Annotated in this window: 18 protein-coding genes; 13 read left to right on the top strand and 5 right to left on the bottom strand. The window is 73.6% G+C overall.

Annotated elements, in window-relative coordinates; all coding sequences use genetic code 11:
• Window positions 1-31: 31 nt before the first annotated feature.
• A complete protein-coding gene (locus GGE06_RS01095; protein WP_116160865.1) occupies window positions 32-637 on the top strand; it encodes a hypothetical protein in 606 nt (201 codons plus the stop codon).
• Window positions 638-653: 16 nt separating this feature from the next.
• Here GGE06_RS01095 and GGE06_RS01100 read toward each other — a convergent pair whose 3' ends face one another.
• Entirely contained in the window at window positions 654-2,153 is a 1,500-nt protein-coding gene (locus GGE06_RS01100; RefSeq protein WP_376773504.1) for a PucR family transcriptional regulator ligand-binding domain-containing protein, read from the bottom strand.
• A gap of 179 nt (window positions 2,154-2,332) precedes the next feature.
• Between GGE06_RS01100 and GGE06_RS01105 the strand changes: the two genes are divergently transcribed.
• The 3 genes from GGE06_RS01105 (at window position 2,333) to GGE06_RS01115 (ending at window position 6,713) form a co-directional block, all read left to right on the top strand.
• A complete protein-coding gene (locus GGE06_RS01105; protein ID WP_116160867.1) occupies window positions 2,333-3,811 on the top strand; it encodes a sodium:solute symporter family protein in 1,479 nt (492 codons plus the stop codon).
• 72 nt (window positions 3,812-3,883) lie between these two features.
• Complete coding sequence (speB, locus tag GGE06_RS01110) at window positions 3,884-4,861, top strand: agmatinase (RefSeq protein WP_116160868.1); 978 nt, start codon at window positions 3,884-3,886, stop codon at window positions 4,859-4,861.
• A gap of 169 nt (window positions 4,862-5,030) precedes the next feature.
• The gene (locus tag GGE06_RS01115) at window positions 5,031-6,713 is read left to right on the top strand and encodes a thiamine pyrophosphate-binding protein (RefSeq protein ID WP_116160869.1); all 1,683 of its coding nucleotides are present in this window, start codon (window positions 5,031-5,033) and stop codon (window positions 6,711-6,713) included.
• Window positions 6,714-6,764: 51 nt separating this feature from the next.
• On the opposite strand, the gene GGE06_RS01120 is transcribed toward GGE06_RS01115, so the two are convergent.
• Window positions 6,765-7,136 carry a hypothetical protein gene (locus GGE06_RS01120; RefSeq protein ID WP_116160870.1) on the bottom strand — a complete coding sequence of 124 codons (372 nt, stop codon included), beginning with the start codon at window positions 7,134-7,136 and terminating at the stop codon, window positions 6,765-6,767.
• 150 nt (window positions 7,137-7,286) lie between these two features.
• Here GGE06_RS01120 and GGE06_RS01125 point away from each other — a divergent pair, with 150 nt between their 5' ends.
• The 3 genes from GGE06_RS01125 to GGE06_RS01135 all read left to right on the top strand — a co-directional run bounded on the left by GGE06_RS01125 (window position 7,287) and on the right by GGE06_RS01135 (window position 13,049).
• Window positions 7,287-11,003 carry an ABC transporter ATP-binding protein gene (locus GGE06_RS01125; protein WP_116160871.1) on the top strand — a complete coding sequence of 1,239 codons (3,717 nt, stop codon included), beginning with the start codon at window positions 7,287-7,289 and terminating at the stop codon, window positions 11,001-11,003.
• Between the two features lie 90 nt (window positions 11,004-11,093).
• A complete protein-coding gene (locus GGE06_RS01130; RefSeq protein ID WP_116160872.1) occupies window positions 11,094-11,498 on the top strand; it encodes a hypothetical protein in 405 nt (134 codons plus the stop codon).
• A 99-nt stretch (window positions 11,499-11,597) separates the two neighbouring features.
• Window positions 11,598-13,049: a serine protease gene (locus GGE06_RS01135; RefSeq protein WP_116160873.1), complete on the top strand. Its 1,452-nt coding sequence runs from the start codon at window positions 11,598-11,600 to the stop codon at window positions 13,047-13,049.
• Between the two features lie 333 nt (window positions 13,050-13,382).
• On the opposite strand, the gene GGE06_RS01140 is transcribed toward GGE06_RS01135, so the two are convergent.
• Window positions 13,383-15,212, bottom strand: a complete 1,830-nt coding sequence (locus GGE06_RS01140) for a glycoside hydrolase family 3 protein (protein ID WP_116160874.1) — start codon at window positions 15,210-15,212, stop codon at window positions 13,383-13,385.
• A gap of 110 nt (window positions 15,213-15,322) precedes the next feature.
• A complete protein-coding gene (locus tag GGE06_RS01145; protein WP_184930157.1) occupies window positions 15,323-16,234 on the bottom strand; it encodes a LysR family transcriptional regulator in 912 nt (303 codons plus the stop codon).
• A gap of 101 nt (window positions 16,235-16,335) precedes the next feature.
• On the opposite strand from GGE06_RS01145, the gene GGE06_RS01150 reads away from it, so the two are divergent.
• From GGE06_RS01150 to GGE06_RS01160, 3 genes are read left to right on the top strand one after another with little or no spacing between them, the layout of a single operon-like run.
• A complete protein-coding gene (locus tag GGE06_RS01150) occupies window positions 16,336-17,256 on the top strand; it encodes an EamA family transporter (RefSeq protein ID WP_246532282.1) in 921 nt (306 codons plus the stop codon).
• Window positions 17,253-17,933 (top strand): LppU/SCO3897 family protein, encoded by a 681-nt coding sequence (locus tag GGE06_RS01155; RefSeq protein ID WP_116160875.1) that lies wholly within the window; start codon window positions 17,253-17,255, stop codon window positions 17,931-17,933. Before GGE06_RS01150 ends, GGE06_RS01155 begins: the two co-directional genes overlap by 4 nt.
• A 29-nt stretch (window positions 17,934-17,962) precedes the next feature.
• A complete protein-coding gene (locus GGE06_RS01160) occupies window positions 17,963-18,550 on the top strand; it encodes an AAA family ATPase (protein ID WP_116160876.1) in 588 nt (195 codons plus the stop codon).
• A gap of 225 nt (window positions 18,551-18,775) precedes the next feature.
• On the opposite strand, the gene GGE06_RS01165 is transcribed toward GGE06_RS01160, so the two are convergent.
• Window positions 18,776-19,822, bottom strand: coding sequence for a LacI family DNA-binding transcriptional regulator (locus tag GGE06_RS01165; RefSeq protein WP_116160877.1), 1,047 nt, complete (start codon window positions 19,820-19,822; stop codon window positions 18,776-18,778).
• Window positions 19,823-19,936: 114 nt separating this feature from the next.
• On the opposite strand from GGE06_RS01165, the gene GGE06_RS01170 reads away from it, so the two are divergent.
• Genes GGE06_RS01170 through GGE06_RS01180 form a run of 3 tightly spaced genes read left to right on the top strand, consistent with a single transcriptional unit; the run spans window position 19,937 to window position 23,039 of the window.
• Complete coding sequence (locus tag GGE06_RS01170) at window positions 19,937-21,088, top strand: Gfo/Idh/MocA family protein (RefSeq protein ID WP_184929825.1); 1,152 nt, start codon at window positions 19,937-19,939, stop codon at window positions 21,086-21,088.
• Entirely contained in the window at window positions 21,085-22,239 is a 1,155-nt protein-coding gene (locus GGE06_RS01175) for a dihydrodipicolinate synthase family protein (RefSeq protein ID WP_184929826.1), read from the top strand. The genes GGE06_RS01170 and GGE06_RS01175 overlap by 4 nt, the downstream gene beginning before the upstream one ends.
• 26 nt (window positions 22,240-22,265) lie before the next feature.
• The gene (locus GGE06_RS01180) at window positions 22,266-23,039 is read left to right on the top strand and encodes a sugar phosphate isomerase/epimerase family protein (protein WP_184930158.1); all 774 of its coding nucleotides are present in this window, start codon (window positions 22,266-22,268) and stop codon (window positions 23,037-23,039) included.
• Window positions 23,040-23,069 lie beyond the last annotated feature (30 nt).

Here is a 23,069-nt window from a genome sequence, read left to right on the forward strand (position 1 = left end):
GACCGAACGACCCGACGGGGGAACCACCACCATGAACAAGCTCCGCACCGCACTCGCCGCCACCGCCGCTGCGGCCCTGGGCCTCGCGGCCCTCGCCGCCGGCCCCGCGCAGGCCGCCGCGCAGCCCGCCTTCCTCTCCGCCGCCCAGATGCCCGCGTCGTCGACGCCGTGGACCGCCACCCAGGTCTTCGCCGGCGTCCCGGAGAACGGCGGCGCCCTCTGCGCCCCGTACAAGATCCCGGCGCAGAACTCCCGCTACCGCGAGTTCTCCACCGAGCTCGACACCAACGGCGTCCAGATCACCACCGTCGCCCGCACCGAGGCCGACGCGGCGAAGCTGGTCGACACCCTCCGCAAGGCCCTCGCCGGCTGCGGCGCCCTCCTGGAGCAGCAGAACCCGGGCCTGCACGCCGTCAGCGCCTACCACGGCAAGATCGCCGTGGAGGAGGGCGCCTGGGTCTACAGCCTGGACACCGCCGACCCGCAGATCGGCAACACCGACATCCACCTGTTCTCAGTCGGCCGCGACGGCCGCACCGTCACCTTCGTCCGCTGGGGCCAGATGGGCGACCTGAAGGACGCCCCGCTGGCCGCGTTCCGCACGACGGCGAAGACGGCGGTGAACAAGCTCTGGTGACGGGGGACCGCCCGGCTCACTGAGCGCGCAGCGCGAACCACAGCTCCATCCGGACGTCCGGATCGTCCAGGTCCCGGTCGAGGAGCGCCGCACAGCGGGTGATGCGCTGGCGGACGGTGTTGCGGTGGATGTCCAGGGCCATCGCCGTCCGGTCCCAGCTGCCGTGCAGGGACAGCCAGACCCGGAGCGTCTCGGCGAGGGGCTCGGCGAGCGGGGCCAGCAGCCCCCGGGCGTAGGCGGCGGCCTCGGCGCGGTCCACCAGCGCGGCGAAACCGTTGGCGCGGTGCCGCACCAGGGCCGCCCGGGAGGCCTCCGCCCTGCGCAGGGCCCGCGCCGCCTGGGCGTCCGCGGCCGCGAGCTCCGCGGGCGCCATGGGCGCGCTCGCCCCGAGCGTCCAGCCCTCCTGCGCGGTGACGGGGGAGGAGGAGGGGAGGAGGAGCCGTACGGTGCCGGGGCGCGCGCGGCCGGGAGCGTCCGGCCCCGCGCCCGTGCCGCCGTCCGCGCCCGCCGCGCCCGCGCCCGCGTCCACCAGCGGAGTGCCCAGCGCCGCCGCCAGGCTCGCCGTCGCGAACGGGGTGCCGTCGCCGCCCCGCGCGTGGACCACCGTCCACGGGCCCGGGCCCAGGGTGCCCGCGACCTCCGCCGGGTCCGCGCCGAGCAGCAGCCGGACCAGGGCCCCGTCCCGCACCGTCACGTCCGCGCCCCGGTGCGGGGCCGTGAGCAGCGACAGCAGGACCACCGCCACGCCCGCGATCGTGTGGTCGCCCGGGCCGCGCCGCTCCGTCGCCACCCCCAGGGTCAGCCCGTCCCCGCCGGCGAGCGCGTACGCCGCGAGCCGCAGCCCGCCGCCGTCCCCGCTCGCCGAGGCCGGTCCGCCCGGGCGCGGCCCGAGCACCCCCGCCAGGTCCCGCAGCGCCCGCGCCGCCTCCGCCGGGACCTCCCGGCCGGCCGCCGCCGACTCCGTGCCGTCCGCGCCGAACAGCACCGCCCGGCCGCCGAGGCGCGAGGCCAGCGCGCCGAGGACCGCCGGGACCGGGGCCGGCCGGGCCGCGGCCGCCGCCAGGGACTGCTGGGCCTCCGTCACCCGGCGCAGCTCGTGCAGCCGGGCCTCCGCCATCAGCCGCCACAGCGCCCGCGCCACCGCCGTGAACGGGGTCCGGGGCGGGACCTCCACGAGCGGCAGGCCGTGGCGCTCGCAGGCCTCGACCAGCTCGGCGGGGACCGTGTCGTAGACCGGCGTCACCCCGAAGGCGAGCGCAGCCGCCCCCGCCTCCACGACCCGCTCGACGTAGTGCGCCGGATCGGTGAGCTGCACGCCCGCCGTCATGAGCAGCTCGCCGCCGAGCAGATACGGATAGGGGTCGGCCATCTCCGAGGTGTGCACCCAGTGCAGCGGGACGTCCTCGGGCCCGGAGAGCAGCCGCAGGCCCAGATCGGGGCGGGCGAGCAGCGCGGCGAGCGGCACCGGCGGCGCCGGGGGAGTGGAGCCGGGCTCAGAAGGGGACGGAGCGGTCATCGGCATGGGCCCTTCGTACATCCCCCGCCCGGACAGTGGAGGAAACGTACACTTCTACGTCGCTTTCCGGCCACCTACTGTCGTCTCATCCCAGGGCCGCGGGTACGGGCGGATGTCCCCGCGATCAGCACCTGGGCACTCCCCCGCACGACACGCCACCGAGGTGAGAAGGAGTCCCCATGGCCGTCGACTACACAGTGATCGCCCTGTACTTGGCCGGCATGCTCGCGATGGGCTGGTGGGGCATGCGCCGCGCCAAGTCCAAGAGCGAGTTCCTGGTGGCCGGCCGCCGCCTCGGACCCTTCATGTACTCCGGGACGATGGCCGCCATCGTCCTCGGCGGCGCCTCCACGATCGGCGGCGTCGGCCTCGGCTACAAGTACGGCCTCTCCGGCGCCTGGATGGTCTTCGCCATCGGCCTCGGCCTGCTGGCCCTCTCGGTCTTCTTCTCCGCGCGGATCGCGCGCCTGAAGGTCTACACCGTCTCCGAGATGCTCGACCTGCGCTACGGCGGCAAGGCCGGCGTCATCTCGGGCGTCGTGATGTGGGCGTACACCCTGATGCTCGCGGTCACCTCGACCATCGCGTACGCCACGATCTTCGACGTCCTCTTCGACCTGCCCCGGACCCTCGCGATCGTCCTCGGCGGCACCATCGTCGTCGCCTACTCGACCCTCGGCGGCATGTGGTCCATCACCATCACCGACATGGTGCAGTTCGTGGTGAAGACCATCGGCGTGCTGCTCCTGCTGCTGCCCATCGCCGTCGTCAAGGCCGGCGGCTTCGAGGGGATGCGGGAGGCGCTGCCCACCTCGTACTTCGCGCCCCTCGGCATCGGCGGCGAGACGATCTTCACGTACGTGCTGATCTACACCTTCGGCATGCTCATCGGCCAGGACATCTGGCAGCGGGTCTTCACCGCCCGCAACGACAAGGTCGCCCGCTGGGGCGGCACCGTCGCCGGCACCTACTGCCTCGCGTACGCGCTCGCCGGAGCCGTCATCGGCACGGCGGCCAGGGTGCTCTACCCGAAGCTGCCCAGCGCCGACGACGCCTTCGCCACCATCGTCAAGGACGAGCTGCCGATGGGCGTCCGGGGCCTCGTCCTCGCCGCCGCGCTCGCCGCCGTGATGTCCACCTCCTCCGGCGCCCTCATCGCCTGCGCCACCGTCGCCAACAACGACATCTGGTCACGACTGCGCGGCGCCGCCGCCAGGAAGCACGAGGACGACCACGACGAGGTGAAGGGCAACCGCCTCTTCATCCTGATCATGGGCGTCGCCGTCATCCTCATCGCCATCGCCCTCAACGACGTCGTCCAGGCCCTCACCGTCGCCTACAACCTGCTGGTCGGCGGGCTCCTCGTGCCCATCCTCGGCGGCCTGCTCTGGCGCCGCGGCACCGTCCAGGGCGCGCTCGCCGCGGTCACCGTCGGCGGCCTGACCGTCATTGGCCTGATGTGGACTTACGGAATCTTGGCAAATGAGCCTGTTTACTATGGTTTGTTGGCCTCGCTCGCCGCTTATGTGATCGTTTCCCTGGCGACCCGCCCGACGGACGCCGCCGTGCTCGCGAACTGGCGCGCCCGGCTGGCGGGCCAGGACACCACGACCGAGCCAGGAACCGAAACGCCGGAACCGGCACCCGCGACCGCCTGACCGCGGCCGCACCCCGGGCGTCGAGACCCGACGCCCGGGCCGCATGAAACACACCCCAGGAGGACCCCGACCATGAGCAGCAGCGACCAGAACGCCTTCCGCGGCCCGATCGACTCGTCCCGCATCCCGCGGTACGCCGGTCCCGCGACGTTCGCCCGGCTGCCGCGCCTCGACGAGGTCGGCACCGCCGACGTCGCCGTGGTCGGCGTCCCCTTCGACACCGGCGTCTCCTACCGCCCCGGCGCCCGCTTCGGCGGCAACGCCATCCGCGAGGCCTCCCGCCTGCTCCGCCCGTACAACCCCGCGCAGGACGCCTCCCCGTTCGCCCTCGCCCAGGTCGCGGACGCCGGCGACATCGCCGCCAACCCGTTCAACATCAACGAGGCCGTCGAGACCATCGAGGCCGCCGCCGACGACCTCCTCGGCACCGGCGCCCGCATGATGACCCTCGGCGGCGACCACACCATCGCCCTGCCGCTGCTGCGCTCCGTCGCCAAGAAGCACGGCCCCGTCGCCCTGCTCCACTTCGACGCGCACCTCGACACCTGGGACACCTACTTCGGCGCCGAGTACACCCACGGCACCCCGTTCCGCCGCGCCGTCGAGGAAGGCATCCTCGACACCTCCGCCCTCTCCCACGTCGGCACCCGCGGCCCGCTCTACGGCAAGCAGGACCTCACCGACGACGAGAAGCTCGGCTTCGGCATCGTCACCTCCGCCGACGTCTACCGCCGCGGCGCCGACGAGATCGCCGACCAGCTGCGCCAGCGCATCGGCGACCGCCCGCTGTACATCTCCATCGACATCGACTGCCTCGACCCGGCCCACGCCCCCGGCACCGGCACCCCCGAGGCCGGCGGCATGACCTCCCGCGAGCTGCTGGAGATCCTCCGCGGCCTCTCCTCCTGCAACCTGGTCTCCGCGGACGTCGTCGAGGTCGCCCCGGCGTACGACCACGCCGAGATCACGGCGGTCGCCGCGTCGCACACGGCGTACGAGCTGACGACGATCATGTCGCGCCAGATCGCCGCCGCGCGCGACGCGAAGTAACGTCCGCGTGCGCGGGGCGGGCCGTGCCCGCCCCGCGCCGCTGCCGGGGTCGTGGGCAATCGTTCCGCCTGGGGGTCCCCCTGGACGAAGTCCTGGGGGGAGGAACGGGTGGGCACGACCCGACCGCCGGGCCGCACCCGACAGACCGACCACACGCCCCGAGGGACCCATGACCCACGATCACGATCTCGTCCTGCGCCCCACCGCCGCACAGACCGCCGCCGCCCTCAACCCGCCCTCCGGGCGCAACGGCGGTGACCTGGTCGTGGAGACACTGACCGGCCTCGGGGCCACCACGGTCTTCGGACTGCCGGGCCAGCACGCCCTCGGCATGTTCGACGCCCTCCGCCGCTCGACCCTGCGCTACGTCGGCCTCCGCGTCGAGAACAACGCCGGCTTCGCCGCCGACGCGTACGGCCGGATCACCGGCGAGGCCGCCCCGCTGCTGCTCTCCACCGGCCCCGGCGCGCTCATGTCGCTCGCCGCGCTCCAGGAGGCGGCCGCCGCCTCCGCCCCCGTCCTCGCCATCGGCAGCCAGATCCCGGTGGCCGGCCTCGGCGGCGGCCGGCACGGCTACCTCCACGAGCTCCGCGACCAGCAGGCCTCCTTCCGGGACGTCGTGAAGTCCGTCCACACGGTCCGTACGCAGTCCCAGATCCCCTCCGCGATCGCGGCGGCCTGGGAGTCGGCGCTCACCGCCCCGCACGGGCCGGTCTGGGTGGAGATCCCGCAGGACGTGCTCCTCGCCGAGACGACCCTGCCCGTGGTCACCGCCATGGACGCCACGCCCGAGGAGGTCGTCCCGCGCCCCGAGCTGACGGCCGTCGCCGCGCACCTCCTGGAGAACGCCGAGCGGCCCGCGATCATCGCCGGCGGCGGGGTCGTCCGCTCCGACGCCTCCGGCAAGCTCCTCGCGCTCGCGGAGCGGCTCGACGTCCCCGTCGTCACCACCTTCGGCGGCAAGGGCGCCTTCCCCTGGGAGCACCCGCTGTCGCTCCAGTCCTGGCTGGAGGACCGGCACACCACGGACTTCCTGGAGGACGCCGACGTCCTGCTCGTCGTGGGCTCGGGGCTCGGCGAGCTGTCCTCGAACTACCACACGTTCGCGCCCCGCGGCCGGGTGATCCAGATCGAGGCCGACGCGGGCAAGCTGGAGTCCAACCACCCGGCGCTCGGCATCCACGCGGACGCCCGCCTCGCGCTCCAGGCGCTCCTGGAGACGGTCGGGGAGCGTACGGACCCGGCCGCCCCGGAGCGGGTCGCCGCCGTCCTGGGCAAGGTCCGGGAGCGGATCGCCGCGCAGGACCTGGGCCTGGAGCAGCGGGTCGTCGCGGCGGTCCGCGAAGCCCTCCCGGACCGGGCGCCGAGCTTCTGGGACATGACGATCCTGGCGTACTGGGCGTGGTCGGCCTTCGACGCGCGGCACCCGAACACGATGCACTCCGCGCAGGGCGCGGGCGGCCTCGGCTACGGCTTCCCCGCCGCGCTCGGCGCGGCCGCCGCCGACCCGTCGCAGCCGGTCCTCGCGGTGTCCGGCGACGGCGGCGCGATGTACTCGATCGCGGAGCTCGCGACGGCGAAGCAGTACGGGCTCGACGTGACGTGGCTGATCGTCGACGACGGCGGGTACGGGATCCTGCGGGAGTACATGACGGGCGCGTTCGGCGAGGCGACGGCCACCGAACTCACCCGCCCGGACTTCGTCGCCCTGGCCGAGTCCTTCGGCGTCCCGGCCACCCTGACGACCCCGGAGACCCTGGCGACGGACCTGGCGAAGGCCCTGGCCACCCCGGGCCCGTCGGTGGTCGTCCTGCCGGCCCTCCTGAGGATGTTCGAACCGACGCACCTCTGACGGGCGCCGGTGACCCGCCCGGCCCGTGGGGGGCCGGGCGGGGGCGCCCGTTCAGTCGACGAGCCCGTCCCAGGCCTTCCGGTACTCGGCGAGCTGGGCCTCGTACCCCTGGCGGAAGTGCTCCACCTCCGGGGTGATCTGGTCGCCGTCCATGCGCCGCGGGGGTATCAGCCTCGCCACGTCGGCGAAGGCCACCGCCGCCGCCTCGGCGACGGGCCCGCCCCGCTGCCGGGCGGCGAAGACGTCCTGGCCCGCGGTCCGCAGGAAACCCTCGAAGACCGACCGCGGTCTGCTCACCGTGTCCCTCAGCTCCCGGTCCGTCACCGCGACCACCCGCCCGGCCGACGCGAACCCCCGCACCGCCCGCAACGCCGCGTACAGCCGCCCCCACTGATACGGCTTCCCGTCCTCGACCTTCCCCACGGACCTCCCCTTCCCCTCCGTTCACGGCGCCGCCCGTGCGACGGGCCCGGGGACTCCCTACCCGCCCCGGCGGTATTTGTTGCGGCGGGATGAAATCGCACGTCGGCCGTGTTGGGCCTTCCGGTAGAGCAGGACGGATGGGAGGCCCTCGTGGCGGCGGTCGGGGAGAAACAACAGGGCTGGGCGCGCAGGCTGGCCGGGTACGCGTGGCGGTACAGGGCGAACACGCTGCTCGCGCTGGGGTCCTCCCTCGCCGGCATGGCCGTGCTCGCCCTCGTGCCGCTCGTCACCAAGGTGATCATCGACGACGTCATCGGGGCGAAGACCCGGAGCCTCGGCGTCTGGACGGGGCTGCTCGTCGGCGCCGCCGTCCTCGTCTACGCCCTCACCTACGTCCGCCGCTACTACGGCGGCAAGCTCGCCCTCGACGTCCAGCACGACCTGCGGACCGACATGTACGAGACCGTCACCCGGCTCGACGGGCGGCGGCAGGACGAGCTGTCCACCGGGCAGGTCGTCGGGCGGGCCACCAGCGACCTCCAGCTCATCCAGGGGCTCCTCTTCATGCTCCCGATGACCATCGGGAACATCCTGCTGTTCCTCATATCGCTGGCCGTCATGGCCTACCTGTCGATCCCGCTCACCCTCGTCGCCCTCGCCGTCGCCCCCGCCCTCTGGTGGATCGCCAAGCGCAGCCGTACCCGCCTCCACCCCGCCACCTGGCACGCCCAGCAGCAGGCGGCCGTCGTCGCCGGTGTCGTCGACGGGGCCGTGACCGGCGTCCGGGTCGTGAAGGGCTTCGGGCAGGAGGACCAGGAGACCGGGAAGATCCGGGAAGCCGGGCGGAAGCTGTTCGCCGGGCGCCTGCGGACGATCCGGCTGAACTCGAAGTACACCCCGGCCCTCCAGGCCGTGCCCGCCCTCGGTCAGGTCGCGGTCCTCGCGCTCGGCGGCTGGCTCGCGTACCGGCACCAGATCACCCTCGGCACCTTCGTCGCCTTCTCCTCCTACCTGGCCTCCCTCGTCGGCCCGGTCCGCATGCTCGCCATGGTCCTCACCGTCGGCCAGCAGGCCCGCGCGGGCGTCGAGCGGGTCTACGACCTCATCGACACCGAGCCGACCATCAAGGACGGCACCAAGGAGCTGCCCGCCGACGCGCCCGCGACCGTCGAGTTCGACGACGTGTCCTTCGCGTACGAGGACGGCCGACCCGTCCTCGAAGGGTTCTCCCTGGAGATCCTGCCGGGCGAGACCGTCGCCGTCGTCGGCGCCTCCGGCTCCGGCAAGTCGACCGTCTCCCTCCTCCTGCCCCGCTTCTACGACGTCACCCACGGCGCCGTCCTCGTCGGCGGCCACGACGTCCGCGAGCTCACCCTCGACTCGCTGCGCGCCGCCGTCGGCCTCGTCCCCGAGGACTCCTTCCTCTTCTCCGACACGGTCGCCGCGAACATCGCGTACGGCGTCCCCGACGCCACCCGCGAGCAGATCGAGACCGCCGCCCGCGCCGCCCAGGCGGACCGTTTCATCGCCGAGCTCCCGGACGGCTACGACACCAAGGTCGGCGAGCACGGCCTCACCCTCTCCGGCGGCCAGCGCCAGCGCGTCGCGCTCGCCCGCGCGATCCTCACCGACCCCCGGCTCCTCCTCCTCGACGACGCCACCTCCGCCGTCGACGCCAAGGTCGAGCACGAGATCCACGAGGCCCTGAAGTCGGTGATGGCGGGCCGTACGACCCTGCTCATCGCGCACCGCCGCTCCACCCTCGGCCTCGCCGACCGCATCGCCGTCCTGGAGGACGGCCGCCTCGCCGACATCGGCACCCACGCCGAGCTGGAGCAGCGCTCCCCGCTCTTCCGCCGCCTCCTCACCGACCCCGAGGAGCTCGGCGCCGTCTCGCCCGGCCACCTCACGCCGCCGGACGAGCTCCCCGAGGACCGCACGCTGCGGGCCGAGCTGGACGCCGAGTTCGACGCCGAGCGGGGCATCACCCCCACCCTGTGGGTACGGGACGAGACCACCGGCCGCGAGGCCCCCGCCCCCGGGGCGACCCCCGAGCTGCTCGCCGCCGTCGAGGCCCTGCCGCCGGCCACCGACACCCCGGACATCGACGAGGCCCGGGCCGTGTCGCCCGAGGACGCGTACGGGCTGCGCCGGCTCCTGCGCGGCTTCGGCGCCCCGCTGCTCATCAGCCTCGGCCTGGTCGCCCTCGACGCGGGCGCGGGCCTGCTGCTCCCGGTCCTGATCCGGCACGGCATCGACGAGGGCGTGAACCGGCTCGCGATCGGCGCCGTCTGGGCGGCCTCCGCGCTGGCCCTGGTCACCGTCCTCGTGCAGTGGGTCGCGCAGACCGCCGAGACCCGGATGACCGGCCGCACCGGCGAGCGGGTCCTGTACGCGCTGCGCCTGAAGATCTTCGCCCAGCTCCAGCGGCTCGGCCTCGACTACTACGAGCGCGAGCTGACCGGCCGGATCATGACCCGGATGACCACGGACGTGGACGCCCTGTCGACGTTCCTCCAGACGGGCCTGGTCACCGCCTTCGTCTCCGTCGTGACCTTCTTCGGGATCATGGTCGCGCTGCTCGTGCTCGACCTCCAGCTCGCCCTGGTCGTCTTCGCGACCCTGCCGGTCCTCGCCATCGCCACGTACTACTTCCGCCGCTCCAGCGTGAAGGCGTACGAGCTGGCGCGCGAGCGGATCAGCGTCGTCAACGCCGACCTCCAGGAGTCCGTCTCGGGCCTGCGGATCGTGCAGGCCTTCCGCCGCGAGCGCTCGGGCGCGGCCCGGTACGCGGAGCGCAGCGACGCCTACCGCGAGGCGCGGATCCGGGGCCAGTGGCTGATCTCGGTCTACTTCCCGTTCGTGACGCTCCTGTCCTCGGTCGCGGCGGCCGCCGTCCTGATCGTCGGCGCGAACCGCATCGAGGCCGGCACCCTCACCACCGGCGCCCTCGTCGCCTACCTCCTCTACATCGACCTCTTCTTCGCGCCCGTCCAGCAGCTCTCGCAGGTCTTCGACGGCTACCAGCAGGCCGCCGTCTCGCTGAAGCGGATGCAGGAGCTCCTCCAGGAGCCGACGTCGACGGCCGCCGCCGACGCGCCCCTGGACGTGCTGTCGCTGCGCGGCGAGATCGCCTTCGAGGACGTCTCCTTCGCGTACGGGGACGAGGAGGAGGCCCTCGCCGGGATCGACCTGCGGATCCCCGCCGGGCAGACCGTCGCCTTCGTCGGCGAGACCGGCGCCGGGAAGTCCACGCTGGTCAAGCTGGTCGCCCGGTTCTACGACCCGACCGGCGGCCGGGTCACCGCCGACGGCACCGACCTGCGGGACCTCGACATCACCGCGTACCGCCACCGGCTCGGCGTCGTCCCCCAGGAGGCGTACCTCTTCGCCGGGACGATCCGCGACGCCATCGCGTACGGCCGCCCCGAGGCGACCGACGCCGAGGTCGAGGCGGCGGCCCGCGCGGTCGGCGCGCACGACATGATCGCCACGCTCGACGGCGGCTACCTCCACGAGGTCGCCGAGCGCGGCCGGAACCTCTCCGCCGGGCAGCGCCAGCTGATCGCCCTGGCCCGCGCCGAACTCGTCGACCCGGACGTCCTGCTCCTGGACGAGGCCACGGCGGCCCTGGACCTGGCGACCGAGGCCCAGGTCAACCAGGCCACCGACCGGCTCGCGGGCCGCCGCACGACCCTCGTCGTCGCCCACCGCCTCACGACGGCCGCCCGCGCCGACCGCGTGGTCGTCATGGACCACGGCCGGGTCGCGGAGGACGGCACCCACGACGAACTCCTCGCCCTGGGCGGCCGGTACGCGACCCTGTGGAACACGTTCATCGGGGAGGCGGAGCCGGAGCGGGTCTGAGCCTTCGCGGAACCGGCACACCCGGAGGCAACCATTCCCGGGCGCCGTGCGTCGTACGGCCGTACGACGACTCGCCCGGGAGGGGAACGCATGACCACGGACACCGGCACGCCCCGGATCCTCGCCCGCATGCTCGTCCCGCTCCTCTCCGCCCTCGCGCTGCTCCTCCTCCCCGGGCCCGGGTCCGGGGGCGCGACCGCCGACGCCGCCTCCGTCTGCCAGGGCCGCCCCACCAGGACCATCGCCTTCTCCACCGGCGAGCTGCGCCTCTACCGGACCCGGCAGTACGTCTGCGCCGTCACCGTCGCCAAACGGCCGGGACCCCGCCGCCCGATGTCCGTCACGCTCCAGCCGCGCGGCGCCCGCCCCGTCGTCCGGACCGGCCGCTTCGACCGGCAGGCGGGCCCCCTGACCGTCCACGCGCTCAACCGCTGCGTCCGGGCGACCGGTTCGGTGGCGGGCCGGGGGACGGCGACGGGCTGGATCCTGTGCTGATGTACAGGAAAGTCCAAGGGTAAGGATCAACCGGGTCTGGCGGTCCGCACGTTGTCCCCGCTAGGTTCGCGACACCGTTGTGAACCAAGGGGAGGGTGAATGCGCAAGTCGCTGAGATGGGCGCTGTCGCTTTCGGTGCTCATAGGCACCGTCGGGTCGACCGGTGTGGCTACCGCCGCGGACACGGAGACCGGCAGCGCGGCCGTCGTCGACTCGCAGAGCACGAGCACCGACATCAAGGACCGCATCCTGGCGATCCCCGGGATGAGTCTGATCGAGGAGAAGCCGTACGCGGGCTACCGCTACTTCGTCCTCAACTACGAACAGCCGATCGACCACAAGCGCCCGTGGGCGGGCACGTTCCAGCAGCGGATCTCGATCCTCCACAAGGACACGAGCCGCCCCACCGTCTTCCGCACCAGCGGCTACGGCCTCTCCACCACGCCGAGCCGCACCGAGCCGACGCGGATCATCGACGGCAACCAGGTCTCCATGGAGTACCGCTTCTTCACGCCGTCCCGCCCGGCGCCGGCCGACTGGTCGAAGCTGGACATCTGGCAGGCGGCCAGCGACCAGCACCGCATCTACACGGCGCTGAAGTCGATCTACGGCCAGAAGTGGCTGTCCACCGGCGCCTCCAAGGGCGGCATGACCGCCACGTACTACGAGCGCTTCTACCCGCGCGACATGGACGGCGTCGTCGCGTACGTGGCCCCGAACGACGTGGTCAACAAGGAGGACTCGGCCTACGACCGGTTCTTCGAGACCGTCGGCACGAAGGACTGCCGCGACCGCCTGAACGACATGCAGCGCGAGGCCCTCGTCCGCCGCGAGCCGCTGGAGAAGAAGTACAAGGCCTGGGCCGAGTCCGAGGGCGCCACCTTCAACACGGTCGGCTCGCTCGACAAGGCGTACGAGGCCGTCGTCCTCGACTTCGTCTGGGGCTTCTGGCAGTACTACGGCCAGGACGTCTGCGACCAGATCCCGGACGCGGCGACCGCGAGCGACGACGTCGTGTACGACACGATCGACGCGTACTCCGGCTGGTCCGCCTACACCGACCAGGGCCTGGAGTACTACACGCCGTACTACTACCAGGCGGCGACCGAGCTCGGCTCGCCCACCATCAAGCAGCCGCACCTGAACGGCCTGACCCGCTACGGCTACCAGCCGGCCAGCAGCTTCGTGCCGAGCTCCATCCCCATGAAGTTCAAGCCGTGGGTCATGCGGGACGTCGACGACTGGGTCCGCAAGAACGCGAACCACATGCTCTTCGTCTACGGCGGCAACGACCCGTGGGGCTCGGAGAAGTTCCACGTCGACAAGGGCGCGCGTGACTCCTTCGTCTACGTGGCTCCGGGCATGAACCACGGCGCGAACGTCGCGGGCCTGGTCCCGTCGGAGCGCGACAACGCGACGGCCCGCATCCTGAAGTGGGCGGGCGTCTCGGCCCCGGCGGTGCAGGCGGCGCAGCCGCTGGCGCGGTTCGATGCGCGCATCGACGCACCGGTCGACGAGGACGCGACCCGGGAACACGGGCTGCGCCCGTAACCCGCTCGGGGCACCGCTCCACCGGGGCGGTGCCCCCCGTTGTGGGCAGTCGTTCCGCCGGGGCGGAACGGGTGGGCACAACGGACCCGCGCCTTGCCGGCGCCAGAGGCTCCCGCGCCTGAACCCGCACCACGAGTGACGGCACCCTGGCGGTGCGGGCCAGGGCACGGAACGCGGAGGCGCCGCTAAGGGCGCCGTCCCGTGTGCCCACCCTCCCCCAAGCTCTCGGCTTCGCTCGAGCAGGGGGGACCCCCTCGCCCTGCGGGACACCTGCCCACACGGCGCGGGGGCACTGCCCACAACGGGGCGGGGCGCGGGGCCCGTCGCGCGAGGTCAGTACGACAGGCCGTACCCCACCGGGTGCAGGACCTTCGTCGGGTCGTCCGCGGTGAGGACCGGGACCGGGAGGCGGCCCCGCGGCGCGGCCCGGCCCGCCAGGACGCGCACCGCCGCGCGGAGTTCGACGTCCGTCCAGGAGTAGGACGCCAGACTCGCCCGCTGCCCCCCGAGGCGCGCCACGTCGTACGGGTTCCGGATCGCGACCGTCACCACCGGCACCCCGGTCGCGACGAGCCGCGCGACCAGCGTCCGCTGCGGACTGGTCGCGGAGACGTTGTACGTGCCGACGAGCACCACGTCCTTGCCGCCCGCCGCCGCCACCGCCTCCTCGATCCTCGCCGCCGTCGGCGTGATCCCGGTGGAGAGCGCCGTCGCGCTGAAGCCCAGCTCCGTGAGGGCCGTCGCGAGCGTCGTCGTCGGCGGGCCCGTCGTACCGGACGGGGACGCCGGGTCGGCGCCGACGACGAGGACCGAGCGGTGGGTCGCCGGGCTCAGCGGCAGGAAGCCGTCCTCGTTGAGCAGCAGGGTCGTCGTCGCCTCGGCGATGCGGTCGGCGTGCGCGAGGTGGGACTCGCTGCCGACCACCCGCTCGACGCCCGCCCGCGTCGCGTACGCCTGCCGGAAGAGGCCCAGCTTCGCCTTGAGCCGCAGGATCCGCAGGATCGATTCGTCGAGCCGGGCCTCCGTCAGCTCGCCCGCCCTGACCGCCGCCAGGACCGCGTTCCAGGCGACGTCGAGCTTGGGCGGGTTGAGCAGCTGGTCGACCCCGGCCTTCAGGGCGAGGACCGGGACGCGCTCGTCGCCGTACTTGGTGCGCACGCCCTCCATGCCGAGCGAGTCGGTGACCACCACGCCGTCGTAGCCGAGCTGTTCGCGCAGGATGCCGGTGAGGATGGGCCGGGAGAGCGTCGCCGGGTCCTCGCCGGGGTCGAGCGCGGGGACCACGATGTGCGCGGTCATGATCGAGTCGATGCCGGCGTCGATCGCCGCCCGGAACGGCGGCGCGTCGAGCTCCGCCCACTGCTCCCGGGTGTGGGTGATCGTCGGCAGGCCGTAGTGGCTGTCGACGGCGGTGTCGCCGTGGCCCGGGAAGTGCTTGGAGGTGGCCGCGACCCCGGCCCGCTGGTAGCCCTTCACCTGCGCGGCGACGAGTCCGGCGACGGCCTGCGGGTCGGAGCCGAAGGAGCGGACGCCGATGACGGGGTTGGCCGGGTTGACGTTGACGTCGGCGACGGGGGCGTAGTTCTGCCGGATGCCGACGGCGGCGAGCTCCTCGCCGGCGATCTGCGCGGCCTTGCGGGCGTCCGCGTGCGAGCCGCCGGCGCCGAGGGCCATCGCCCCGGGCAGCAGGGTCGCGGGCTTGCCGACACGGCAGACGATGCCGTGCTCCTGGTCGGTGGAGATGAGAACCGGGACGGGAGTGGGCCGGGCGAGCGCGGCCTGCTGGATGCCGTTGGAGAGCTCGGCGATCTGCTGCGGGTCGCGGGTGTTGTGGGCCCACGTGAAGTAGATGATCCCGCCCACGTGGTAGCGCTCGACCAGCTCGGCGGCGGTGCGGACGCCGATCTCCGCGAGGTTGGCGTCGACGTCGGCCTGGTCGGGGGCGGTGGCGGAGTGGCCGTAGACCCGCATGACGAAGAGCTGGCCGACCTTCTCCTCGAGGGACATCCGGTCGATGATCCGCTGGAGCGCGAGGTCGTTGGATTCGGCGTTCGTCTCCGCGTGGGCGGCGGGCGCGAAGGCGCCGGTGACGGCCGCCGCGGCGGCTGCGGCGGTCACCGTGAGGAGGGTACGTCGGGAGGGGGCGGGGGCGCGGTGGTGCACTGATGCTCCTTCCGGCCGTGCGAGGTTGAAGGAAACTTCCAAGGTGTCACGGATAGCCCGAAAGTAACTGCCAGGTCAAGGATCCGCGCAGGAATCGCCCGCGCACGGCCTCAGTCGGCAGAGGCGATCGAGGGCCAGAGCTCCTGGAGCGTACGGACCGTCTCCCGGATCGCCGGGCGCCGCGCCGCACCCGTCCGCCACATGGCGTGCAGCCGGCGCGTCGGCACCGGGGCGAGCCGCACCGGCACCACCTCGGCCGGCAGCGTCCCGCGCCCCAGGCGCGGGACCAGGGCGATCCCCAGACCGGCCGCCACCAGGGCCACCTGCGTGTGGTTCTCCTCCGCCTGATGGACGATCAGCGGTTCGTACCCCGTCGCCCGCAGCGTCCGTGTGAGCCAGTCGTGGCAGACCGTCCCCGGCGGCTGCGAGATCCACCGCTCCGCCGCGAGCTCCTCCCGGCACACCGACTCCCGCGCCGCCAGCGGATGGTCCCGGTGGACGAGGACGTCGCACCGGTCGTCGCCGATGACCACCTGCTCGACCCCCGGCGGCGTCGGCAATGGCGCGATGTCCCAGTCGTGCGCCACCGCCAGGTCGATCACGCCCCGCGCCACCAGGTCGACCGAGAGGTGCGGGTCCACCTCCGAGAGGCGGGCGTCGAGCTCGGGGTGGAGCCGGGCCAGCTCGGCGAGCGCCCGCGGCATCAGACCGCGCGCCGCGCTCGCGAAGCAGCCGATCGCGAGCAGCCCCGCGGGCCGGCCGCGCCGCTCTTCGAGCCGTACCTCCGCCTCCTCGACGAGTGCGAGCAACTGGCGTGCGGTGGCGGCGAGTTGATGGGCGTCGTCGGTGAGCCGGATGCCGCGCCCGCTGCGTTCGACCAGGGTCGTACGGGTCTCCCGCTCCAGCTTCGCGATCTGCTGCGAGACCGCGGACGGGGTGTAGCCGAGGGCGGTGGCGGCGGCGCCGACACTGCCGTGGACGGCGACGGCGTGCAGGGCGCGAAGGCGGCCGAGATCCAGCACGGACAGCTCCCGGGCGAGGGTGTGGATGTAGCGATGCTTCATCCAATCATGAAGGAATCCGTGCTGGTGCTACATGGTTCGGGGCGGCCATGCTCGACGGCATGCGCCCCGCCCACATCGCCCTCGCCGCCCTGGTCGCCGCCGTCTGGGGAGTCAACTTCGTCGTCATCGAGATCGGCCTCGACCACTTCCCGCCGCTGCTCTTCTCCGCCCTCCGCTTCCTCGTCGCCGCCCTGCCGGCGGTGTTCCTCGTCGGGCGCCCGAAGGTCGCCTGGAAGTTGATCGTGGGCGTCGGACTCGTCCTCGGCGTGGCGAAGTTCGGGCTGCTCTTCACCGGCATGGACCTCGGAGCGCCCGCCGGACTCTCCTCCCTCGTCCTCCAGGTCCAGGCCGTCTTCACCGCCCTCTTCGCCTTCGCCGCCCTCGGCGAACGCCCCGGACGCGTCAAGCTCGCCGGGATGGCCGTCGCCCTCGCCGGCATCGGCGTCGCCGCCGTCGACGAGGGCGGCTCGGGCCCGCTCGTGGGCTTCGCCCTGGTGATCGCCGCGGCGGCCTGCTGGGGCGTCTCCAACGTCCTGACCCGCAAGGCCGCCCCGCCCGACGCGCTCAACTTCATGGTCTGGGTCAGCACCGTGCCGGTCCTGCCGCTCCTGGCCCTCTCCCTCCTCCTGGAGGGCCCCGAACGCGACCTCGCGGCCCTGCGCGGACTCGACTGGACGGGCGCCGGCGTCATCGTCTACGTCGCCTGGATCACCACGGTCTTCGGCTTCGGCGCCTGGGGATGGCTCCTCCGCCGCCATCCCGCCTCCTCCGTCGCCCCCTTCTCCCTCCTCGTCCCCGTCTTCGGCATGTCCTCGGCGGCACTGTTCCTGGGCGAGGGCGTGAGCCCGCTCCGCTGGTGCGCGGCGGCGCTCCTCGTCGGCGGCGTGGCGCTGACGTCCTTCCAGCGGAAGGCGGTCGAGGCGCCCGAGGCTAGGGTGCCGGTGCCGACACCGACGCCTTCCGGGGGAGCGACACGATGACGTATCCGCAGCAGTACGGGCCACCGCAGCCGTACGGGCCTCCGCAGCCCCCTTCGTACGGATACGCGCAGGGCTGCGAGGTCTGCGGCGCGCAGGCCGCCGCGGCGGTGACCGTCCGGGCGCACCAGGGCATGATCGTCGTCATGCGCACGGTCACCCGGCGCGGTGTCCTCTGCCGCACCTGCGGCCTCGCCGTCTACCGGAAGATGACCTCCGACACCCTCGTGACCGGATGGTGGGGCCTGTTCTCGCTGTTCGTCACGCCGTTCGTCGTGCTCGGCAACGTCCTCGGCGCCCGCTCCGCGCTCCGGCGCCTCCCCGAGCCGTACGGCGCCCTGCGCCCGCCGCTCGACCCGGGCCGGCGGGTGCTGCGGCGGGCGCCCGCGATGCTGGTCCTCACCCCGCTGGCGCTCCTCGCGGCCGCGATCCCCACGCTCCTCCTCGTCGGACTGCTCGCGGGCCCCGGTGACGAGCACGCGGGCCTGTCCGTCGGCGACTGCGTCGCCAACACCGCCGAGTGGCCCGAGCAGGCGCTCCTGAAGGTGGACTGCGGCTCGCCGCAGGCCGAGTACCGCGTCGCGGACGAGGCGTCCTGCGGTCCGGAGGACTACCTCCTGCGCGCGGAATACTTGATCGACTCCCCGGGGAAGCCGGGCTACTGTGTCAGGCCGTTGTGACCGTACGGCCCTGAGAGGCACTGCTCCGCATGACCTTCGAGAACGTCACCGTCGACAGCACCGAACCCGCCCCCGGCATCGTCCTGCTGGCCGGGATCCCCGGGAGCGGCAAGAGCACCGTCGCGGCGGCCCTCGCGGCCCGCTTCGCGCGCGCCGCGCACATCGAGGTCGACCACCTCCAGGAGCTGATCGTCCAGGGCGGCCGCTGGCCGAGCCCGGACGGCGACCCCGAGGCCGACCGGCAGATCCTGCTGCGCGCCCGCAACGGCTGCCTCCTCGCGGACAGCTTCGCCGCGGCGGGCTTCCTGCCGGTCCTCGACGACGTGGTCGTCCGCCGCTCCCACCTGGACTTCTACCGCGCCCACGCGCAGGCGGTCCCGCTCCACGCGGTGATCCTGGCCCCGGGCCCGGACAAGGCGTGGGAGCGGAACAACGCCCGCCACAAGAAGCTGACGACGAACTGGGCCTTCCTGGACGAGGCGATGCGCGCCGAACTCTCCGGCGAGGGCGTCTGGATCGACAACGCGGACCAGACGGTCGAGGAGACGGTCGACGCGGTCCTCGCGGCGACGGGCCTCACCGCCCACGCGGACGCGAAGGCCCCGGCGGGCTCGTAACGCCCACCGACGTCCCCGAGCAGCCCCTCCACCGAGAGGCCGAGCCGCGACGGCCCGGCCGACGCCGAGCGCGTCGAGCCGGGTAGCGACGGCGCACCGCCGAACCCCTCGTGCTTCCACGGGTGTCCGGCGCGCTCAGCCCCGGGAGCGATGACCGTGAGATCGGGCGCGTAGCCGTACCGGCTGGACGGAAAGTCGATCGCGAGCTGTGACAGGAGCGCCCCGCTACCCCCGCGGCGCCGCCGTCGACCCCCGTACCACCAGCTCCCCCGGCACCGTCTCCACGCCGTCCGCCGGCGGCTCCGTCGTCGACATCGCCAGGCGGCCCGCCCGTACCCCCGCCTCGTGGAGGGGGAGGCGGACCGTCGTGAGGGACGGGACCGCGTCCGTCGAGAACGGGAGGTCGTCGAAGCCCGCGACCGAGACGTCGCCGGGGACGGACAGGCCCCGTTCCCGCAGGGCCGCGCAGACGCCCAGGGCCACCGTGTCGTTGGCCGCGACGACCGCCGTGAGGTGCGGGTCGCGGGCGAGGAGCTCGGCCGTCGCCTCGTGGCCGGAGCTCCGGTCGTACGGCCCGTGGACCGTCGGGCCCTCGGCGACCCCGGCCGCCGCGAGCGCCTCCCGGTGGCCCTCCAGGCGGTGCCGGGTCGTGGTGCGGTCGGTCGGGCCCGCCACGTAGCCGATCCGCCGGTGGCCGAGGCCGAGGAGGTGCTCGGTGAGCTGCCGCGCGCCGCTGCGGTTGTCGAAGACCAGGGCCGCCGCGCTCGCGTCGCCCGGCACCGGCGGGCGCCCGCACAGCACGACCCGCGTCCCGGCCTCCGACAGCTTCGTCAGCTTGCCCGCCGTCGCCGCCAGGTGCTCCGGGTCCTCCAGGGCGCCGCCCATGAGGATCACGGCCGCGGCCCGCTGCCGCTGGAGCAGGGTGAGGTAGGTCAGCTCGCGCTCGGGGGAGCCGCCGGTGTTGCAGACGACGGCGAGCTTCTCGCCCCCGCCGCGCCCCGTGGCGCTCTCCCCGATCGCGCTCTGTGCCGCGCTCGCCATGATCCCGAAGAACGGGTCGGCGATGTCGTTGACGAGGACGCCGACCAGGTCGGAGGTGGCGGCGGCGAGGGCGCTCGCGGGGCCGTTCAGGACGTAGTCCAGCTCGTCGACGGCCCGCAGCACCCGCTCCCGGGTCGACGCGGCGACCGGGTAGTTGCCGTTCAGGACGCGGGAGACGGTGGCGGGGGAGACCCGCGCGCGGGCGGCCACGTCCGCCAGGGTGACGGTCATCGTGTGCGTACCTCCAGGGCCCTTGTCGACGGCGATGTCGGCAGGCTAGCGTCCCCCTCGATAGAAAGCGCTTTCTTTCCTGAGGGCGCCGAGCACCGGGGAGAGGAACCCTTCGTGACACGCAGGACAGTCCGCATCGCCATGAACGGCGTCACCGGACGCATGGGCTACCGCCAGCACCTCGTCCGCTCGATCCTCGCCCTGCGCGAACAGGGCGGCCTCGACCTCGGCAACGGCGAGACCCTCTGGCCCGAGCCCGTCCTCGTCGGCCGCCGCGAGCCCGCCCTGCGCGCCCTCGCCGAGCGCCACGGCCTCACCGAGTGGTCCACCGACCTCGACGCCGTCCTCGCCGACGACAGCATCGACGTCTACTTCGACGCCCAGGTCACCTCCGCCCGCGTCGACGCCCTCACCCGGGCCATCGCCGCCGGCAAGCACGTCTACACCGAGAAGCCCACCGCAGGGGACCTGGCCGGCGCCCTCGAACTCGCCCGCCTGGCCGAGGCGAAGGGCATCCGCCACGGCGTCGTCCAGGACAAGCTGTTCCTCCCCGGCCTGCTCAAGCTGAAGCGGCTCGTCGACGGCGGCTTCTTCGGCGAGATCCTGTCCGTGCGCGGAGAGTTCGGCTACTGGGTCTTCGAGGGCGACTGGCAGGACGCCCAGCGCCCCAGCTGGAACTACCGCGCCGAGGACGGCGGCGGCATCGTCGTCGACATGTTCCCGCACTGGGAGTACGTGCTCCACGAGCTGTTCGGGCGCGTCACCTCCGTCACCGCGACCGTCGCCACCCACGTCCCGCGCCGCTGGGACGAGCAGGGCAAGCCGTACGAGGCCACCGCCGACGACGCCGCGTACGGCATCTTCCGGCTGGAGGGCGGCGCCATCGCCCAGATCAACTCCTCCTGGACGGTCCGCGTGAACCGCGACGAGCTCGTCGAGTTCCAGGTCGACGGCACGGAGGGCTCCGCCGTCGCGGGACTCCGCAACTGCCGCGTCCAGCACCGCTCGGCGACCCCGAAGCCCGTGTGGAACCCGGACGTCCCCGCCACCGAGGCCTTCCGCGACCAGTGGCAGGAGGTCCCCGACAACGCCGAGTTCGACAACGGCTTCAAGGCCCAGTGGGAGCTGTTCCTCCGGCACGTCGTCCTCGACGAGCCGTACCACTGGGACCTCCTCGCCGGCGCCCGCGGCGTCCAGCTCGCCGAACTGGGCCTGAAGTCCGCCGCCGAGGGCCGCCGCCTGGACGTCCCGGAGGTGACGCTGTGACGCTCCACCTCCCCGTCCCGGGCGGCGGCACGCGCGCGTACGAGCCCCGCACCGAACCCCTCGCGCTCTCCACGACCGGCCCCCTGACCTCCCGCACGGTCTTCTCCGCCGCGCACGTCGTCGCCGACCCGTACGCCGACGCCACCCCCGACTCCCCGGCCGCCGTCGACTGGGACGCCACCCTCGCCTTCCGCCGCCACCTCTGGTCCCACGGCCTCGGGGTCGCCGAGGCGATGGACACCGCCCAGCGCGGGATGGGGCTCGACTGGGCGGGCGCGGCGGAGCTGATCCGCCGGAGCGCGGCGGAGGCCCGCGGCGCGGGCGGCCGGATCGCCTGCGGCGTGGGCACGGACCAGCTGACGGGCCCGGCCTCCCTCCCCGAGATCCGCGCGGCGTACGAGGAACAGCTCGCGGTCGTCGAGGAGTCGGGCGCGCAGGCCGTCCTCATGGCCTCCCGCGCCCTCGCCGCCGCCGCGACCGGCCCCGAGGACTACCTCGACCTCTACGGCCACCTCCTCCGGCAGGCGGGCGAGCCGGTGATCCTGCACTGGCTGGGCCCGATGTTCGACCCGGCGCTCGACGGCTACTGGGGCTCGCGCGACCTGGACGCCGCCACCGAGACCTTCCTCGACGTGATCGCCGCGCACCCCGACAAGGTCGACGGCATCAAGGTCTCCCTCCTCGACGCGCGGCGCGAGGTCGAGCTGCGCCGCCGCCTCCCGGAGGGCGTCCGCTGCTACACGGGCGACGACTTCCACTACCCGGAGCTGATCGCGGGCGACGAACAGGGCTTCAGCCACGCCCTGCTCGGCATCTTCGACCCGCTGGGCCCGCTGGCGGCGGAGGCGGTGCGGCTCCTGGACACAGGGGACAAGGAGGCCTTCCGCAAGACGCTGGACCCGACGGTGGAACTCTCCCGCCACCTCTTCGCGCCCCCCACCCGCTTCTACAAGACGGGCGTGGTGTTCCTCGCCTGGCTGGCCGGCCACCAGGAGCACTTCACGATGGTCGGCGGCCTGCAGTCGGCCCGTTCGCTCCCGCACCTCGCCCGCGCGTACGAACTCGCCGACGGCCTGGGCCTGTTCCCGGACCCGGTCCGGGCGGAGTCCCGGATGCGCTCGCTCCTCACCGTGCACGGAGTCGCCCGGTGAACCTCGACCGCTTCGGCATCAACCAGATGACGGTGAAGCAGCTGGCCCTCCCCGACCTCGTGCGGGAGTGCGTACGGCTGGGAGTCCCGGGCGTGGGGCTGTGGCGCGAACCGGTCCAGGAGTACGGGGTCGAGGCGGCGGCCGCCCTGGTGCGGGACGCGGGCCTGACCGTCACCACCCTCTGCCGGGGCGGCTTCTTCACCTCGGACGGCTGGGAGCCGGACAACCGCGCGGCGATCGACGAGGCCGTCACGCTCGGCACGGACACCCTGGTCCTGGTCTCGGGCGGCCTCACGCCGTCCTGCCCGGACCTGCCCGCCGCCCGCGCCCGCATCGCGGAGGCGATCGGCGAGCTCGCCCCGTACGCGGGCGAACGCGGAGTCCGCCTCGCGATCGAGCCGCTCCACCCGATGTACGCCTCCGACCGGTGCGCGGTCTCGACCCTGGACCAGGCCCTGGAGATCGCGGAGCGCTTCCCCGCCTCCCAGGTGGGCGTCACGGTCGACACGTACCACCTCTGGTGGGACGACCGGGCCCCGGCGGCAGTGGAACGCGCGGGCGCGGCGGGCCGCATCCACTCCTTCCAGCTCGCCGACTGGACGACCCCGCTCCCGGTCGGCGTCCTCAACGGCCGGGGCCAACTGGGCACGGGCGCGATCGACCTCGCCGCCTGGGCGGACCTCGTCGAGAAGGCCGGCTACACGGGCCCGGTCGAGGTGGAACTCTTCAACGACGCCCTGTGGTCGAGGGACGGGGTGGAGGTCCTGGAGGAGACCCTGGAGGCCTTCCGGGCGGTGTGACGCGCCACCGGCCGGCGCGGGCGGTCCTCG

It is taken from the genome of Streptomyces nymphaeiformis (assembly GCF_014203895.1).
Taxonomy (GTDB): Bacteria; Actinomycetota; Actinomycetes; order Streptomycetales; family Streptomycetaceae; genus Streptomyces; species Streptomyces nymphaeiformis.

Bases quoted from the DNA above. Each gene is read 5' to 3' on its own strand.
- GGE06_RS01105 (WP_116160867.1), top strand. From the start codon at position 2,333: ATGGCCGTCGACTACACAGTGATCGCCCTGTACTTGGCCGGCATGCTC.
- GGE06_RS01165 (WP_116160877.1), bottom strand. From the start codon at position 19,822: ATGACCGTCACCCTGGCGGACGTGGCCGCCCGCGCGCGGGTCTCCCCC.
- GGE06_RS01130 (WP_116160872.1), top strand. From the start codon at position 11,094: ATGACCACGGACACCGGCACGCCCCGGATCCTCGCCCGCATGCTCGTC.
- GGE06_RS01115 (WP_116160869.1), top strand. From the start codon at position 5,031: ATGACCCACGATCACGATCTCGTCCTGCGCCCCACCGCCGCACAGACC.
- GGE06_RS01100 (WP_376773504.1), bottom strand. From the start codon at position 2,153: ATGACCGCTCCGTCCCCTTCTGAGCCCGGCTCCACTCCCCCGGCGCCG.
- GGE06_RS01180 (WP_184930158.1), top strand. From the start codon at position 22,266: ATGACGGTGAAGCAGCTGGCCCTCCCCGACCTCGTGCGGGAGTGCGTA.
- GGE06_RS01150 (WP_246532282.1), top strand. From the start codon at position 16,336: ATGCGCCCCGCCCACATCGCCCTCGCCGCCCTGGTCGCCGCCGTCTGG.
- GGE06_RS01160 (WP_116160876.1), top strand. From the start codon at position 17,963: ATGACCTTCGAGAACGTCACCGTCGACAGCACCGAACCCGCCCCCGGC.
- GGE06_RS01135 (WP_116160873.1), top strand. From the start codon at position 11,598: ATGCGCAAGTCGCTGAGATGGGCGCTGTCGCTTTCGGTGCTCATAGGC.
- speB (WP_116160868.1), top strand. From the start codon at position 3,884: ATGAGCAGCAGCGACCAGAACGCCTTCCGCGGCCCGATCGACTCGTCC.
- GGE06_RS01095 (WP_116160865.1), top strand. From the start codon at position 32: ATGAACAAGCTCCGCACCGCACTCGCCGCCACCGCCGCTGCGGCCCTG.
- GGE06_RS01155 (WP_116160875.1), top strand. From the start codon at position 17,253: ATGACGTATCCGCAGCAGTACGGGCCACCGCAGCCGTACGGGCCTCCG.